General features: G+C 72.5%; 15 protein-coding genes. 8 read left to right on the top strand and 7 right to left on the bottom strand.

What is annotated here, in order from left to right; translation table 11 throughout:
• Positions 1 to 17 precede the first annotated feature (17 nt).
• Entirely contained in the window at positions 18 to 491 is a 474-nt protein-coding gene (locus BM314_RS20355; RefSeq protein ID WP_020092407.1) for a phospholipase A2 family protein, read from the bottom strand.
• A 187-nt stretch (positions 492 to 678) separates the two neighbouring features.
• Here BM314_RS20355 and BM314_RS20350 point away from each other — a divergent pair, with 187 nt between their 5' ends.
• The gene (locus BM314_RS20350; RefSeq protein ID WP_091927251.1) at positions 679 to 1,797 is read left to right on the top strand and encodes an NADH:flavin oxidoreductase/NADH oxidase; all 1,119 of its coding nucleotides are present in this window, start codon (positions 679 to 681) and stop codon (positions 1,795 to 1,797) included.
• Between the two features lie 9 nt (positions 1,798 to 1,806).
• Here the strand turns inward: BM314_RS20350 and BM314_RS20345 are convergent, their stop codons facing one another.
• Positions 1,807 to 2,556: a phosphodiester glycosidase family protein gene (locus tag BM314_RS20345; protein WP_091927307.1), complete on the bottom strand. Its 750-nt coding sequence runs from the start codon at positions 2,554 to 2,556 to the stop codon at positions 1,807 to 1,809.
• Positions 2,557 to 2,779: 223 nt separating this feature from the next.
• On the opposite strand from BM314_RS20345, the gene BM314_RS20340 reads away from it, so the two are divergent.
• From BM314_RS20340 to BM314_RS20330, 3 genes are all read left to right on the top strand, one after another.
• Positions 2,780 to 3,313 (top strand): hypothetical protein, encoded by a 534-nt coding sequence (locus BM314_RS20340; RefSeq protein WP_091927252.1) that lies wholly within the window; start codon positions 2,780 to 2,782, stop codon positions 3,311 to 3,313.
• A 139-nt stretch (positions 3,314 to 3,452) separates the two neighbouring features.
• On the top strand, positions 3,453 to 4,757 hold the full coding sequence (locus tag BM314_RS20335; RefSeq protein WP_026604804.1) for an MFS transporter: 1,305 nt from the start codon (positions 3,453 to 3,455) through the stop codon (positions 4,755 to 4,757).
• A gap of 2 nt (positions 4,758 to 4,759) precedes the next feature.
• Positions 4,760 to 5,629 (top strand): amidohydrolase family protein, encoded by an 870-nt coding sequence (locus tag BM314_RS20330; RefSeq protein WP_091979840.1) that lies wholly within the window; start codon positions 4,760 to 4,762, stop codon positions 5,627 to 5,629.
• 102 nt (positions 5,630 to 5,731) lie between these two features.
• Here the strand turns inward: BM314_RS20330 and BM314_RS20325 are convergent, their stop codons facing one another.
• The 3 genes from BM314_RS20325 to BM314_RS20315 all read right to left on the bottom strand — a co-directional run bounded on the left by BM314_RS20325 (position 5,732) and on the right by BM314_RS20315 (position 7,996).
• Positions 5,732 to 5,929 (bottom strand): hypothetical protein, encoded by a 198-nt coding sequence (locus tag BM314_RS20325; RefSeq protein ID WP_091682246.1) that lies wholly within the window; start codon positions 5,927 to 5,929, stop codon positions 5,732 to 5,734.
• 68 nt (positions 5,930 to 5,997) lie between these two features.
• A complete protein-coding gene (locus BM314_RS20320; RefSeq protein WP_091682248.1) occupies positions 5,998 to 7,317 on the bottom strand; it encodes an MFS transporter in 1,320 nt (439 codons plus the stop codon).
• A gap of 118 nt (positions 7,318 to 7,435) precedes the next feature.
• On the bottom strand, positions 7,436 to 7,996 hold the full coding sequence (locus BM314_RS20315; RefSeq protein ID WP_020092415.1) for a cupin domain-containing protein: 561 nt from the start codon (positions 7,994 to 7,996) through the stop codon (positions 7,436 to 7,438).
• A gap of 165 nt (positions 7,997 to 8,161) precedes the next feature.
• Between BM314_RS20315 and BM314_RS20310 the strand changes: the two genes are divergently transcribed.
• Together BM314_RS20310 and BM314_RS20305 are read left to right on the top strand one after the other, a co-directional pair.
• Positions 8,162 to 9,496 (top strand): omega-aminotransferase AptA, encoded by a 1,335-nt coding sequence (locus tag BM314_RS20310; RefSeq protein WP_091979838.1) that lies wholly within the window; start codon positions 8,162 to 8,164, stop codon positions 9,494 to 9,496.
• A 238-nt stretch (positions 9,497 to 9,734) separates the two neighbouring features.
• A complete protein-coding gene (locus BM314_RS20305; RefSeq protein ID WP_091979836.1) occupies positions 9,735 to 10,796 on the top strand; it encodes an SDR family oxidoreductase in 1,062 nt (353 codons plus the stop codon).
• A gap of 113 nt (positions 10,797 to 10,909) precedes the next feature.
• Here the strand turns inward: BM314_RS20305 and BM314_RS20300 are convergent, their stop codons facing one another.
• Positions 10,910 to 12,202, bottom strand: coding sequence for an ArgE/DapE family deacylase (locus BM314_RS20300; RefSeq protein WP_091927257.1), 1,293 nt, complete (start codon positions 12,200 to 12,202; stop codon positions 10,910 to 10,912).
• A gap of 99 nt (positions 12,203 to 12,301) precedes the next feature.
• Positions 12,302 to 13,192, bottom strand: coding sequence for a LysR family transcriptional regulator (locus BM314_RS20295; RefSeq protein WP_091979834.1), 891 nt, complete (start codon positions 13,190 to 13,192; stop codon positions 12,302 to 12,304).
• A gap of 116 nt (positions 13,193 to 13,308) precedes the next feature.
• Between BM314_RS20295 and BM314_RS20290 the strand changes: the two genes are divergently transcribed.
• Together BM314_RS20290 and BM314_RS20285 are read left to right on the top strand one after the other, a co-directional pair.
• The gene (locus BM314_RS20290) at positions 13,309 to 14,295 is read left to right on the top strand and encodes an NAD(P)H-dependent flavin oxidoreductase (protein WP_091979832.1); all 987 of its coding nucleotides are present in this window, start codon (positions 13,309 to 13,311) and stop codon (positions 14,293 to 14,295) included.
• Positions 14,296 to 14,495: 200 nt separating this feature from the next.
• A complete protein-coding gene (locus BM314_RS20285) occupies positions 14,496 to 15,134 on the top strand; it encodes a L,D-transpeptidase (RefSeq protein ID WP_091927260.1) in 639 nt (212 codons plus the stop codon).
• Positions 15,135 to 15,249 lie beyond the last annotated feature (115 nt).

Raw genomic sequence — 15,249 nt, 5'->3', positions numbered from 1 at the left:
GGCGATCGCGGCCCGCCTCAATCCGCGTCGGCGCCGTCGTCGTCGGTGTCGATATCGACCGTCGGCGCCGGCTGCGTCAGGGCGGGCGCGTAGGTCCCCGCGGTCGGACCCGTGGTGACCGAGGCCGGGACGCGCCGGGCGTTCGGCTCGGACGGGATCAGCGTCGCGGTGGCGGCCACGAGGCCGGCGAGGGACCGGACATCCTGCGGCTGCCGCGGATCGCGCGAGATCAGCGTCGCCTCCTGTTGCAGGCGGAGATTGCAGGCCTCCGAAGGCAGGCCGCCGTTCGGCGTGCAGGCGTCGTGGCGGGCGCAGGCGGCATCGAGGGCGTCGATCGGCGGGAGGGGCGCGTTGTTGCCCGGTCCGCAGTAATTCCCGTGGATCAGCATCTTGGGGCCGCCGAAGGCGGCGGGCTGGGCCTGGGCGGTGCCCGCGAGGGCGGCGCAGCCGGCGGCCAGGGCGAGCGGGACGGCGAGTCTGGTGAGCATCATCTGGACCTCGGGCGATCTCGCCCCCTCAGGCGGTTCGCGTCGATTGCCGCGATGCGGCGACAGGCCAGGAAACGGGCGGCCACATCCGCAAGTTCCCGCAACGCCCGCTCGCAGAGGTGCTCTGCCGCACCGCACTGGCCGGCGCGCCCGTCCTGGGCCAGAGTGAACCCTCCACCAGGAGTTGCCGATGACCGCTCGCCTGTTCGAACCGCTGACGCTCGACGCGCTGACGCTCGAGAACCGCATCCTCGTCGCGCCGATGTGCCAGTACTCGGCGCGGGACGGCGAGGCGACCGACTGGCACATGATGCATCTCGGCCAGCTCGCCATGTCGGGGGCTGGCCTGCTGACCCTGGAGGCCACCGCGGTCTCCCCGGAGGCGCGGATCACCGCCTGGGATCTCGGCCTCTACAACGACGGCTGCGAGCGGGCGCTGGGTCGGGTGCTCGACGCCGTGCGCGAGTACGCGCCGATCCCGGTCTGCATCCAGATCGCCCATGCCGGGCGCAAGGCGTCCAGCGAGGCCCCCTGGGCCGGCGGCCAGCAGATCGCGCCGGAGCACGCCTACGGCTGGCGCACCGAGGCGCCCTCGGCGGTCGCGCACGGGGAGGGCGAGGTCCCGCCCCACGCCCTCGACGCCGCCGACCTGAAGCGCGTCCGCGACCAGTTCGTGGCCACCGCCAAGCGGGCCGTGCGCCTCGGCATCGAGGCCGTCGAGCTGCACGGCGCCCACGGCTACCTGCTGCACCAGTTCCTGTCGCCGATCGCCAACAAGCGGACAGATGAATACGGCGGCAGCCTCGCCAACCGCATGCGCTTCCCCCTGGAGGTCTACGACGCGGTGCGGGATGTCGTCCCCGCCGGCAGCCCGGTCTGGCTGCGGGTCTCGGCCACCGACTGGGTCGAGGACGGCTGGGATCTCGACGAGACGGTGGAGCTGGCCCAGGCCCTCAAGCGGGCCGGATCGCCGGCGCTCCACGTCTCCACGGGCGGCGTCTCGCCCAAGCAGGCGATCAGGCTCGGGCCGGGCTATCAGGTGCCCTACGCCGAGCGGATCAAGGCGGAGACCGGGCTCACCACCATCGCGGTCGGGCTGATCACCGAGGCCCGGCAGGCGGAGACGATCCTGCAGGAGGGCCGGGCGGACGCGATCTCGCTCGCCCGCGCCATGCTGTACGATCCGCGCTGGCCCTGGCACGCCGCCGCCGAGCTCGGCGCCCGGGTGCGCGCGCCCAAGCAGTACTGGCGCTCGCAGCCGCGGGAGTACAAGGACCTGTTCAAGGACACGGCCTTCGGCCAGCGCTGAGGGCGGCCCTCACCGCGGCAGCGCGCCGACCAGCGGCCCGAGAGGGCGGCTGATGTCGGTGCGGCCGAGGTTCGGCGCGTAGAGGCTGGAGACCGAGCCGTCGAGGAACAGGGCGTTCCGGCAGCCGAGATCGTCGCGGAACAGCCGCGCGAAGGCGCCGAAGGTCACCGGGCGCTCGGAGATCGCGAAGATCGCCACGTGCCCGTCGCCGGGCACGCCGACGCCGTTGCGGATCTTCTGGCTCGGCCCGTCGGCGGCGATCTTCGGGTGGATCTGGCCGTCGATCACCAGCATCGGCCCGGACTGCGTGGCGAAATCCGGCCGGATCTTCGCCCGCAGGTAGCGGGACGTGTCGACCACCCCGGCGCGCTCACCCTTCAGCCAGAAGATCCCGTTGGGCTTCAGGTGGAAATTGCCCGGCCCGTCCGCCGTGGAGACGCGCTTCAGCTCGTGCCCGTTCTCGACGTAGAGGCCGACCGGCGCCTGGTCCTTGTCGTACATGCCGGCGTTCATCGCGAAGGCGAGGCGGCCGCCCTGCTTCTCGGCGAGGGTGCCGAGGGCGCCGTAGGGCTTGCCGTCGTCCTGGAGCCAGAACAGCCGCAGCCGCTGCTTCCGGAGGTCGATGGTGCAGACCGTGAAGGTCTCACCCTGCGCCTCGACCGCCCGGCAGGGCTCCGTCGCGGCCGGGGCGGCCGCCCGGGCCGGGGCCGCGAGGGCGAGCAGCGTGATCAAGAGGGCGTGAGCCGGGCGCAGCATCATCATTCGTTCCAGGCAGCTCGGGGACGGCGAGTCGGGGACGGCGAAGCTCGTTCGGCCCGCCCTTCGCCCTGGAAAGCGGCGAATTTCGTGTCCGAGCCGCGCCCGGATGGGTCCGGACGCGGCCGGGTGCGTCTCGCGACCGCGCGCCGCGGCCGGGGCTGGACCGTTTTACCGGTTCGAGCGTTCTTAGCCGCAGAGGGCGTGTTTCCACGGAGATGACGTGATGAAGGGTGCAGTGCTCGGCTCGGCCCTGCTGGCGGCGGGTGCTCTGGCCTTGGCGCCGGCCAGCGCGGACGCGCGCGGCTTCGGCGGCGGCGGCTTCCATGGCGGCGGTTTCGGCGGCGGCTTCCACGGTGGCGGGTTCGGCGGCGGCTTCCGCGGCGGCGGGTTCGGCGGCTTCCGCAACGGCGGCTTCGGCGGCGGCTTCCGCGGCGTCGGCTTCCGTCCGGGCGGCTTCGGCTACGGCCGCGGCTTCTACGGCCGGGGCTACGGCTGGCGCGGCGGTTACGGCTACCGCGGCGGCTACGGCTACGGGCTCGGCGGCCTGGGCCTCGGCGTCGGGCTCGGCCTCGCGGCCGGTGGTCTCTACGGCGGCTACGGCTACCCGGGTTACGGCTACGGTTACGGCGGCGGCTACGCCCCCGTCGGCTACGGGTACGGCGGCGATTACGGCTACGGCGGCGGCTGTTACACGGTCCCGCGGGTGCGCTGGACGCCCTACGGCTACCGGCGGGTTCTGGTCGAGCGCTGCTACTGAGCCTCGATCGAGCGTGAAAAGAACGGGACAGGCCGCCTCCGGGCGGCCTTTTCCTTTCCGTTTGCTTGCGTGATCCGCCGCATCGTTGGACAGCTCTGCCCGGGACGCTGATACTGGTATCGGGCGGCGGGAGGCGGTGATGAGTTCAGCAACCGGGCAGGGGCCCACGGGCGTGGACGCGGTCGAGATCCGCGACGCCAGCCTCACCGCCTTCTACCGATCGATGACGCCGCCGGAGCGGCACACCTTCTGGGCGTGCGCCGCCGGCTGGTGCCTCGACGGCATGGACTTCATGATCTACCCGCTGGTGATCGGCACGATCATGGCGCTGTGGCACGTCGATGCCGGCACGGCCGGGCTCGCCGCCACGGTGACGCTGCTGGCCTCGGCGCTCGGCGGCTGGCTCGCGGGCTTCGTCGCCGACCGCATCGGCCGGGTGCTGACGCTGCAGATCACGATCCTCTGGTTCTCGCTGTTCTCCCTCCTCTGCGCCTTCGTGCAGAACTTCGAGCAGCTGCTCATCGCGCGGGCGCTGCTCGGCCTCGGCTTCGGCGGCGAGTGGGCGGCCGGCGCCGTGCTGATCGGCGAGACGATCCGGGCCGAGTATCGCGGCCGGGCGGTGGGCTCGGTCCAGTCCGGCTGGGCGATCGGCTGGGGCCTCGCGGTCCTGTCGCAGGCGGTGCTGTTCTCGCTTCTGCCGCCCGAGACCGCGTGGCGCTGGATGTTCGCGGTGGGCGCGCTGCCGGCGCTGCTGGTGTTCTACCTGCGCCGCTACGTGAAGGAGCCGGAGGTCGCCGCCGAATCCCGCGCCCGGGCCGCCGCCACGGGCGACCGGCCGCAGATCTGGGAGATCTTCTCCGGCCCGATCCTCAAGACGACGCTGCTCGCCTCCCTGGCGGCGGCGGGCTGCCAGGGCGGCTACTACGCGATCACCACCTGGGTGCCGCGCTTCCTGACCACCGAGCGCCACCTGTCGATCGTGTCCTCCACCGGCTACCTCGCGGCCCTGATCATCGGCTCGTTCACCGGCTACCTCGTGGGCGCGTGGCTCGCCGACCGGCTCGGCCGGCGGCCGCTCTTCCTGATCTTCTCGCTGGGCGCCATCGCGGTGATCGTGGCCTACACGCAGATCCCGCTCTCGAACGGCGTGCTCTGGGTGCTGGGCTTCCCGCTGGGCTTCTTCGCCTCCGGCTACTTCTCCGGCATGGGCGCCTTCCTGACCGAACTGTACCCGACCCGCCTGCGCGGCTCGGGGCAGGGGTTCTGCTACAATTTCGGCCGCGGCATCGGCGCCCTGTTCCCGGCGCTGGTCGGCTACCTCGCAGAGCGCGCCGGCCTCGCCTCGGCCATCGCGATCTTCGCGGCCGTCGCCTACGGGATCTTCTTCCTGGCGGCCTTCGCGCTGCCCGAGACGCGCGGCAAGGTCCTGCACGCGGATTCCTGATCATGCCCGAGATCCGAGACTGCCCCGCCCCGGACCCGCATCCGGAAGGCCCGACCCGCTACGCCGTGCCGGAGGGTGCGGTCGACACGCACGCCCACGTCATCGGCCTGCCGCCGGACTATCCCCTGGTGGCGGACCGCAGCTACACGCCCCCGGCGGCGCCGGCCGAGCGGTATCTGGCGATGCTCGACGGGACCGGCATGGCCAACGGCGTGCTGATCCAGGTCAGCGTGCACGGCACCGACAACCGGCTGATGGTCGAGACGCTGCGCGCCCACCGGCAGCGCCTGCGCGGCGTCGCGGTGATCCCGCTCGGCCTGCCCGACGCGGAGCTCGCCGCGCTGAAGGAGGCCGGAATCGTCGGCCTGCGCCTCAACGTCCTGTTCGGCGGCGGGGTCGGGCTCGACGCGGTCGAGTCCTACGGGGCGCTCGCCCGCGAGATGGGCTGGCACCTCCAGTTCCTGCTCGATGCTCGCGAGCTGCCGCCGATCGCCGGCCGCCTGTCGCGGCTGCCCGTGCCGCTGGTCTTCGACCATATGGGGCACATGCCGACCTCGGCCGGTCTGGACCACCCGGGCTTCGTGGCGCTGCTCGGCCTCGTCGCCGACGGCAACTGGGTGAAGCTCTCGGGTGCCTTCCGGGATTCCGTGACCGGGCCCCCCTACGCCGACACGATCCCCTTCGCCCGGGCGCTCAACGACGCCGCGCCGGACCGCTGCCTCTGGGGCTCGGACTGGCCGCACGTGGCCGCCTGGGACGGGCCGCCGCGGACGCGGGACCTCCTCGACCTGATGGCCGACTGGGTGCCGGACGCGGCCAGGCGCCGGATGGTGTTCGTGGACAACCCACGGCGGCTCTACGGCTTCGGGTAGGGGCGGCCGTTCAACGGCCGCCGGAGAGCCCGCCGACATCGCGCGCGCAGCGAAGCACCCCAGGTTCGCGCGAGGCCCGGAAAGCGGAGCGCGGCGTCTCCGTCAGACCCGCAGGTCGACGCTCTGGCCCTGTCCGGGAGGGGCCGGCGGGCCGGCGCTCGCCGCCTGGGCGGCGCTGTCCGCCACCAGCCCGGCGACCGCCTTGTCGGCGGAGAGCTGCTGCTTGGCGACGGCGATGCCGATCTGCTGGTTCTGGGACGAACCCAGCATCTGGACGGCGGCTGCGGCGATCGAATCCATGCCGCCGATCCTGGACCACCGGTCTGAATCCCGCGTTACCCGGATCCGGCGCCTTTGACCGGTCGCGCTCACCCGTCGAGGAAACCCCGCTGCCGCGCCCGGTAGCCGCCGATCGCCGTGACGCACAGGAACGACACGCCGGCCAGCGCCGTGCCGAACACCGCGATCGGCCACCAGTGGCCCTGGAAGCGCTCGGCCAGCACGGTGCCGACGATCGGCGTCAGGCCGCCGGCGAGCGCCCCGCAGAACTGGTACGCGATGGAGATCGCCGTGTAGCGCACCCGCGTCGGGAACGCGCCCGCGAGGTAGCCGGCGATCACCGCGTAGAAGGTCGCGCTGCCGACCACGTTGAGGGCGAGACCCAGCACGATCAGCGGCACAGACTTGGTCTCGACCAGCCAGAACAGCGGGTAGGGGGCCAGCATCGCCCAGACCAGCGTCCCCTGGAGGAACAGCCGCTCGTTGCGGATCAGCTCGGCGATCCGGGCGCCCACCGGGGTCATCACCAGCTGGACCACGGCGGCGATCAGCAGGGCGTCGAGGATCGTCGCCCGCGCGATGCCGAGATACTGCGTGGTGAACGCGATCATGAAGGTGTTGAACAGGTAGACCGAGGCGATCGCGAAGGTGTTGGCCCCCGCCGCCAGCAGCACCGGCTTCAGGCAGGTCGTCAGCACCTCGCGCACCGGCGCCGGCGGCGGCCCGCCGGCGGCCCGGGCCTTCTCGAAGGCCGGGGATTCCGCGACGCCGAGGCGGATCGCGAGCCCGACGCCGAGCAGCAGGATGCTGACGAGGAACGGCACCCGCCAGCCCCAGGTCAGGAAGCTCTCCTTGTCGAGGAGGCCCGCGAGCCGGAAGGCCAGCAGCGACAGGATCTGCCCGGCCGGGCTGCCGAGCTGCGCGAAGGAGGCGAAGAAGGTGTTGCGCCCGGCCGGCGCGTGCTCGGCGGCCATCAGCACCGCCCCACCCCACTCGCCGCCGACCGCGAGACCCTGGATCAGCCGCAGGACGACCAGCATCACCGGCGCCCAGAGGCCGACCGACGCGTAGGTCGGCAGCAGGCCGATACACGAGGTGGCGATGCCCATCATCACGAGCGTCGCCACCAGGGCGCGCTTGCGCCCGAACCGGTCGCCGAGATGGCCGAAAATCAGGCCGCCGAGTGGCCGTGCGAGGAAGCCGACCGCGAAGGTGCCGAAGGCCGAGAGCGTCGCGATGTAGGGCGATTCCGCCGTGAAGAAGAGCGGCCCGAACACCAGGGCCGCCGCCGTGCCGTAGATGAAGAAGTCGTACCACTCGATCGTGGTGCCCACGAAGGCCGCGAGCGCCGCGCGCGCCGACTGGTTCTGTCCGGGCCCGGCGGCCGGGCTTGCGGTCGTGACGGCCATCGATCCTCGCGCGGCATTATGAATTCAAACGCCGCCCTGCATGCGCCAGTCTGCCGGCCGACCGCAACGCCTGCACGCGACAGGGCGGGCGTTTCATCCGCCGCAGCCGGGCTCCGTCTCAGAAACTCGGCGGCGTGCAGGCGCTCACCACCTCGCAGGGGTTGGGCCCGACACAGCGGAATCGGTGCGGGCGGCGGCTGTCGAAGCTGTAGGCGTCGCCGGGGCCGAGGATCCGGCGCTCGGCATCGACCGTCACCTCCAGGCGCCCGGAGAGCACGATGCCACCCTCCTCGCCCTCGTGGGAGAGCGGCACCCGGCCAGTATCGGCGCCCGGCTCGTAGCGCTCCTTGAGGATCTGGAGCTTGCGCCCGAACAGGCTGTCGCCGACCTGACGGTACGAAATCGCCCCCTTGGCGGCCCGGCGGCCGATCTCGGTGAGGTCCTCGGCGGCGAAGAACGCCTTGCGCTCCGGCTCCGGCTCCAGGGCGAAGAACTCGGCCATGCCGATCGGCACCCCGTCGAGGATCCGCTTCAGGGCGCCCACCGACGGGTTCACCCGGTTGGCCTCGATCAGCGAGATCGCGGAGTTGGTCACGCCGGCGCGCTTGGCGAGGGTCCGCTGCGACAGGCCGTGGCGGGCCCGAACGAAGCGCAGGCGCGCGCCGACATCGATGCTCATCCGGCCAGGGCCCGTTTCAGGTGTTGCGGATCCCGCAACGGTGCCACCCGCGGCCCCGATCCTGCAAGGGGTTGGCGGCGACCAGAAAAGGACTTGTTGCCCGATCGGCGAAGGTGTCCCCTGGTCCCGCCGCCGATCCGCGTCGCCCGTCCCGGAGAACCGCCCATGACCGACCATCCGCTCCGCAACACGCCCGCGATGGACGCCTTCTGGATGCCGTTCACGGCCAACCGCCAGTTCAAGGCGGCGCCGCGCCTGCTCGTCTCGGCCGAGGGCATGCACTACACCGCCGACGACGGCCGCAAGGTCCTCGACGGCTCCGCGGGCCTCTGGTGCGTCAACGCCGGCCACGGGCGGCGGGGCATCGCGGCGGCCGTGGAGCGCCAGCTCGCGACCCTCGACTTCGCCCCGACCTTCCAGATGGGCCACCCCGTCGCCTTCGAGTTCGCCGAGCGCCTCGCCGAGATCGCCCCGGGCGGTCCGGACAAGCGCCTCGACCGGGTGTTCTTCACCAATTCCGGCTCGGAATCGGTCGACACCGCCCTCAAGATCGCGCTCGCCTACCAGCGGGCGATCGGGCAGGGAACGCGGACCCGGCTCGTCGGCCGCGAGCGCGGCTATCATGGCGTCGGCTTCGGCGGCCTGTCGGTCGGCGGCATCGTGTCGAACCGGCGGGTCTTCCCGCAGCTCAACGGCACCGACCACCTGCGCCACACCCACGACCCGGCCCGCAACGCCTTCGTGAAGGGCCAGCCCGAGCACGGGGCGGAGCTCGCCGAGGATCTGGAGCGGCTGGTGGCGCTGCACGGCGCCGAGACCATCGCGGCCTGCATCGTCGAGCCGGTAGCGGGCTCCACGGGCGTGCTGATCCCGCCGAAGGGCTACCTCGAGCGCCTGCGCGAGATCTGCACCAAGCACGGCATCCTGCTGATCTTCGACGAGGTCATCTCCGGCTTCGGCCGCCTGGGTGCGCCCTTCGCGACCGACTTCTTCGGCGTCGTCCCCGACCTCGTGACCAGCGCCAAGGGCCTGACCAACGGCACGGTGCCGATGGGCGCGGTCTTCGCGAGCCGCGCGGTCCACGACGCGCTGATGCAGGGTCCGGATGGGATCGAGCTGTTCCACGGCTACACCTATTCCGGGCACCCGATCGCCTGCGCGGCCGGCATCGCGACGCTCGACATCTACCGGGAGGAGGGTCTGCTCACCCGCGTCGCCGACATCGCCGACGACTGGGCGGCGGCGATCCACGATCTGCGCGGGCGCAAGGGCGTCATCGACATCCGGACCATCGGGCTCGTCGCCGGCGTCGAGCTGGCGCCGCGCCCGGACGCGCCGGGCAAGCGCGCCTACGACGTGTTCGTGGACTGCTTCGAGCGCGGCCTGCTCACCCGGGTGACCGGCGACATCATCGCCCTGTCGCCGCCGCTGATCATCGAGCGCGGCCAGATCGGCGAGATCGTCGACATCCTCGGCGCCGCGATCGACCGGGTCGCCTGAGAGCTTTCTCGGCTGCCCCACCGTCTTTGCGAGCGGAGCGAAGCAATCCAGGATAGCGCCATGCTTCGAAACCGCGCGCTGCCCTGGGTCGCTTCGCTACGCTCGCGATGACGTGGGGCTTGCGATCACACAACCCTTGCGCGCCGCACAGGCGTCCCCGCCGCGCGGCGGGGTTGTCGCGACACCACCCGCGCCCATCTGCCCCGGACCCGGATTTAAGCCGGGCACGAGGGTTTCCATGTCGAACACCGCCCTGATCGTCGGCGCCAGCGGGATCGTCGGCAGCGCCACCGCGGCGCTGCTGACCCAGGAAGGCTGGATGGTCGCGGGCCTCGCCCGTCACCCGGTGCAGCAGGACGGCGTCGCGCCGGTGGCGGGCGACCTGCAGGATCCGGCCTCCCTGGAGGAGGCGCTCTCCGACCTCGCCCCGAGCCACGTGTTCCTGGCGACCTGGCAGCGGCGTCCGACCGAGGCGGAGATGATCCGCGTCAACCGGGCGATGGTGGAGAACCTGCTCGACGCGCTCCGCCCCAAGAAGAGCGTCCGCCACGTCGCCCTGGTGACCGGGCTGAAGCACTATCTCGGCCCGTTCGAGGCCTACGGCAAAGGCACCCTGCCGCAGACGCCGTTCCGCGAGGACCAGGGCCGCCTCGACATCGAGAATTTCTACTACGCCCAGGAGGACGCCGTGTTCGCGGCCGCCGCGCGCGACGGCTTCACCTGGAGCGTGCACCGCCCGCACACGATCATCGGCAAGGCGGTGGGCAACGCCATGAACATGGGCACGACGCTCGCCTGCTACGCCACCCTGTGCCGGGAGCTGGGACGCCCGTTCATCTTCCCGGGCTCCGCCGCGCAGTGGAACGGCCTCACCGACATGACCGACGCGCGGCTTCTCGCCCGCCAGCTTCTCTGGGCCTCGACCGAGCCGAGGGCCGCCAACGAGGCGTTCAACGTCGTCGACGGCGACGTCTTCCGCTGGAGCTGGATGTGGGGCCGGATCGCCGCGTGGTTTGGGATCGAGGCGGTGCCGTTCGACGGCACGCACCGGCCGCTGGAGCCCCGGATGGCGCAGGACGGCCCGGCCTGGGCCGAGATCGCGGCGCGCCACGGCCTCGCCGAGCCGAACCTCGAGAAGCTGGCCTCGCCCTGGCACACGGATGCCGATCTCGGCCGGCCGATCGAGGTCGTCACCGACATGAGCAAGAGCCGCCGCCTCGGCTTCACGACCTACCAGCCGACCGACGACGCGTTCTACGACCTGTTCGCCCAGCTCCGCGCGGACCGGCTGATCCCCTGACGGAGGACACCACCGTCATCGCGAGCGCAGCGAAGCGACCCAGGGATGCACGACGCCCGTGAGCGCAGCGCTGCCCTGGATTGCTTCGCTGCGCTCGCAAAGACGGCGGCGGATCAGGAGACCTTCCGCTCCGTCCCGCACCACTCGGCCACGAACAGCGCCATGGTGGTCGTGATCCGCTTCACCGAGGCGAGGCTCACGCGCTCGTCGAAGCCGTGGATGTTCTGGGAGGTCGGGCCGTAGCAGAGGGCCGGCACCCGGTCGTAGAGAGCGTGGACGCGGGTATCGAGGTAGCCCGCCGTCATGAAGCTCTGGAGCGGCGACCCGATCGCCCGCTCGTGGGCGCGGCCGAGCACCGCCTCGGCCTCCGAGCCTTCCTCCAGCACGTAACCCTCAGCGAAGAAGCCGTTGAACACCACCCGCGGCGGGCTGTTGGCCAGGAACGGGTCGGTGCGGGAGAAGGACGCCACCGCGGCCTCGATCTCGGCGGCGGCCTGCGCGGCGCTCACGCCGGGGTAGAGCGCCACCCGGCAGTGGATCCGGCACCAAGCCGGGACCGAGGAGGCCCAGTCGCCGCCCTCGATCTTGCCGATGTTGAGGTTGATCGGGTGGTCCTCGGTCTCGAAATGCGGGTGCGCGGCCTTCTCGGCGTTCCAGCGGGCCTCGACATCGCGCAGCGCGCCGATCACCCGGTACGTGGCGTCGATGGCGTTGGCGCCGGCGCCCATCTCGCGGACATGGACCGGGACGCCCCGCACCTCGACGGTGAACCAGAGCACGCCGGTATTGGCGCGCACGAGCTTCTCGTCCTCCGGCTCGGGGATCAGCACGGCGTCGGCGCGGTAGCCGCGCAGATGGGTCATCAGGGCGCCGTTGCCGGTGGATTCCTCCTCGACCACCGACTGCACCGTCACGGAGGCCGCCGGCTGCAGGCCGAGGCGCGCCAGGGCGTCGAGGGCGAACAGGTTGGCGGCGTGCCCGGCCTTCATGTCGCCGGCGCCGCGGCCGTACATCCAGTCGCCCTGGATCACCGGATCGAAGGGCCGGTGGGTCCAGAGGTCGAGGGGCCCCGGCGGCACGACGTCGACATGGGCCTGCAGGATCAGCGAGCGCCCGGTCTCGGTGCCCGGCCTGTGGTGGCAGACGACGATCGGCGCGTCAGAATGGTGCGCGGCGTCGATCTTCGAGCCGCCCGGATGGGCCGCGATGGCGTCCCGGTCCATGGCGAAGCGCTCGGTGGCGTAGCCGCGGGCACGGAACTGGTCGAAGACGTAGTCCTGGCAGGCATGCTCCTCCCCGCGCAGGGACGCGAACCGGACGAGCGCCTGCGTGTGGGCGACCTGATCGGCGAAGCCCTCCGCCACGGAGGCTTCGATCTCGGCGGCGAGGGTGGGGTCGAGGGCCATGGAAACTCCGAACCGTCTGCGGCCGGGAGGAAGCGCCCGGGCCCGGGCCGCTGTCAACCGGCGGTTGCCGAGAGCATGGCGCGTGCCGGAACCGGGATCCTAGGTCACATCCGGGAGCGCCGTCCGCACCTGCTCGGCGAACCGCGCGAAGGCCGCGCTCGGCCGGTCGTCGGCGCGGTGGACCAGCAGCGTCGGGACGTGCCCGTCCCCGTCGGGCACCGGGTGAACCGAGACCCGGCCCGCGCGGTGCGCCGGCTCTGCCACGGCCCGCGGAACCAGGGTCACGCCCAGGCCGGCCGCCACGCAGCCGAGGATGCCGTCGAGGGTCCCGAATTCCATGCGTCGCACATGCACGAGGCCCTGGCGGGCCAGGAACGCCTCCAGGCGCCTCCGGTACGAGCAGCCGGCCCGGAACACGAGCACCTTCGCGTCGCGCGCCCGGGCCAGCCGGTCGAGCAGCGCCGCGAGGTCGCCGACGGCCGGGTGCGCCACCAGCACCAGCTCCTCCGTGAAGACCGGGAGCCCGACGAGGTCGGCCTGCGCGACCGGGCCGGCCACGAAGGCCCCCTCCAGGCTCCGGTCGAGGACCCGGGCGATCAGGTGCTCGGTCGGGCCGGTCTCCAGCTCGATGTCCACCTCCGGGTGGCGCGCGGCGAAATCCGCGAGCGGGCCGGGCAGGCGCAGGGCCGCGGTCGTCTCCATGGCGCCGATCCGCAGGGGTCCGCGCGGCTCGCCCTCGGCCAGCAGGGCGTGGCGCGCCTCCGCGAGCAGCTGCCCGACCTGGAGCGCGTAGGGCAGGAGCCGCTCCCCCGCCCGGGTCAGCGTCACCCCGCGGCTGCCGCGGTGGAACAGCGGCACGCGCAGGGCCTGCTCCAGGGCGCGGATCCGGCCTGTGACGTTGGACTGGACGGTGTTGAGCCGCGCCGCCGCCCGCCCGATGCCGCCGGTCTCGGCCACCGCCGCGAAGAACATCAGGTCGGTGCTGTTCATGCCATCTGCTTTTCCGATGCCTTCCTTCAGAAGGAATCATTTTTTCCGCCATCGCGCGAGCGCTAATCCCTGGCGGGCGGCGCGCGCAACCGAGACGCTACCCGGGGAGGGGATCCATGGCCTTGAGGACCAGACTCACCGACGCCTTCGGGCTGCGACACCCGATCGTGCTGGCCCCCATGGACCCGGCCTCGGGGGGTGCCCTCGCGGCGGCGGTGAGCGCCGCCGGCGGCCTCGGCCTGATCGGCGGCGGCTACGGCGACCACGCGACGCTCGACCGGGAATTTGCCCGCGCGGGCAATCAGCGGGTCGGCTGCGGCTTCATCACGTGGTCGATGGCCCGGGACCCATCGCTCCTCGACGCGGCGCTCGCCCGGTCGCCCGCGGCCCTGATGCTCTCCTTCGCGGATCCCGCGCCCTTCGCGGACCGGATCCGCGCCGCCGGCGTGCCGCTGATCTGCCAGGTGCACACCCTGGCGCATGCGAGGCGTGCCCTGGAGGTCGGCGCGGCCGCGGTGGTGGCGCAGGGGACGGAGGCCGGCGGCCACGGCCTCACCGCCCGCGGCACCGCGGCGTTCGTGCCGGCGGTCGCCGACCTGATCGCCCGCGAGCGCCCCGAGACGCTGCTCCTCGCGGCGGGCGGCATCGCGGACGGGCGCGGCCTCGCCGCCGCCCTGGCGCTGGGGGCCGACGGTGTCCTGATGGGGACCCGGTTCTGGGCCAGCCGGGAGGCGCTGATCCACCCGGCCGCGAAGCAGCGGGTTCTCGCCGCCACCGGCGACGACACGATCCGCACGCAGGTCTACGACATCGTCCGCCAGCGGGCCTGGCCGGCGCCCTATACCGGGCGACTCCTGCGCAACACCTTCATCGAGACGTGGCACGGCCGCGAGGACGCGCTGCGCGCGGCCTCGGCCGAGCGGCGCCGGGACGTGGAGGATGCCGACGCGGCGGGCGACTACGACGTCGCCAACGTCACGGTCGGCGAGGCCGTCGGGCTCATCGCCGACCTGCCGGGCGCCGGCGACCTCGTCCTACGCATCGCCGAGGAGGCCGAGGCCGCGATCCGCCGGATCTCCGGCATGGCCGCCGCGGCGCCGTGAGGGCGCCGCCAGGGTGCTGTGAGGGTGCTGTGAGGGTGCTGTGAGGGTGCTGTGAGGGTGCTGTGAGGGTGCTGTGAGGGTGCTCAGCAAAGCGTGACTACGCAGGGTTGCCGCGGACCGGAACCTCGGTGTTGCCGACGGTTTAGCGTGACGGCAAACCGTCGCGGTTTCTCGAGGCGCGTCTCGAGTCGGAGTCGCTCATGCGTATCGGTCTGATCTCCGTCCTGTCCGGGCTGCTCCTGTGCGCGGGGATTCCCGCGACGGCCAGCGCGGACGTGCTCGTCAACGTCGACAAGACCACCCAGCGCATGGAGGTCTCCGTCGACGGCCAGCCGCGCTATTCCTGGCCGGTCTCGACCGGCGTCGCGAGCTACGACACCCCGTCCGGCGCCTACCGCCCGTTCCGGATGGAGCGCACGCACTTCTCGAAGGAGTGGGACGACGCGCCCATGCCGTTCGCGATGTTCTTCACGACCCAGGGCCACGCCATCCACGGCACCAACCACGTCCGGAGCCTCGGGCGCGCGGCCTCGCACGGCTGCGTGCGCCTGTCGGTGCGCAACGCCGCGACCCTGTTCAACCTCGTGAAGAGCCAGGGCATGGGCCGGACGCGGGTGGTGATCGAGGGGGCGGATGTCCCGATGGCGGACCGCGGGCGGCGCGGCACCCGGCTCGCCCGGAACCGCAGCCCCTACGAGCCGGACGACCTGCTGGCGAACAGCGATCAGATGGGGCGCCGGTCGGTGCCGGCCTATTACCGCCCGGCGGCCCGGCCCGCCTACGCGCCCGCGACGGTCTACGGCTACCCGGCCGAGGCCGACGAGACGGACGGCTGGTAGGCCGGATCGCGGCCCAGGCCCCGAGTATCGGCCGATCGGCGGCACGACAGCCCCTGCGCGCAGACGATCACCGACCGCGTCGTCTGAGCGCGAAAGTCATGCGCCGCCGCTCCCG

The sequence above is a fragment of the Methylobacterium sp. 13MFTsu3.1M2 genome (genome assembly GCF_900112625.1).
GTDB lineage: Bacteria > Pseudomonadota > Alphaproteobacteria > Rhizobiales > Beijerinckiaceae > Methylobacterium.
The sequence above is the reverse complement of the archived record's forward strand: the minus strand, read 5'-3'. Positions and strand labels throughout refer to the sequence as shown.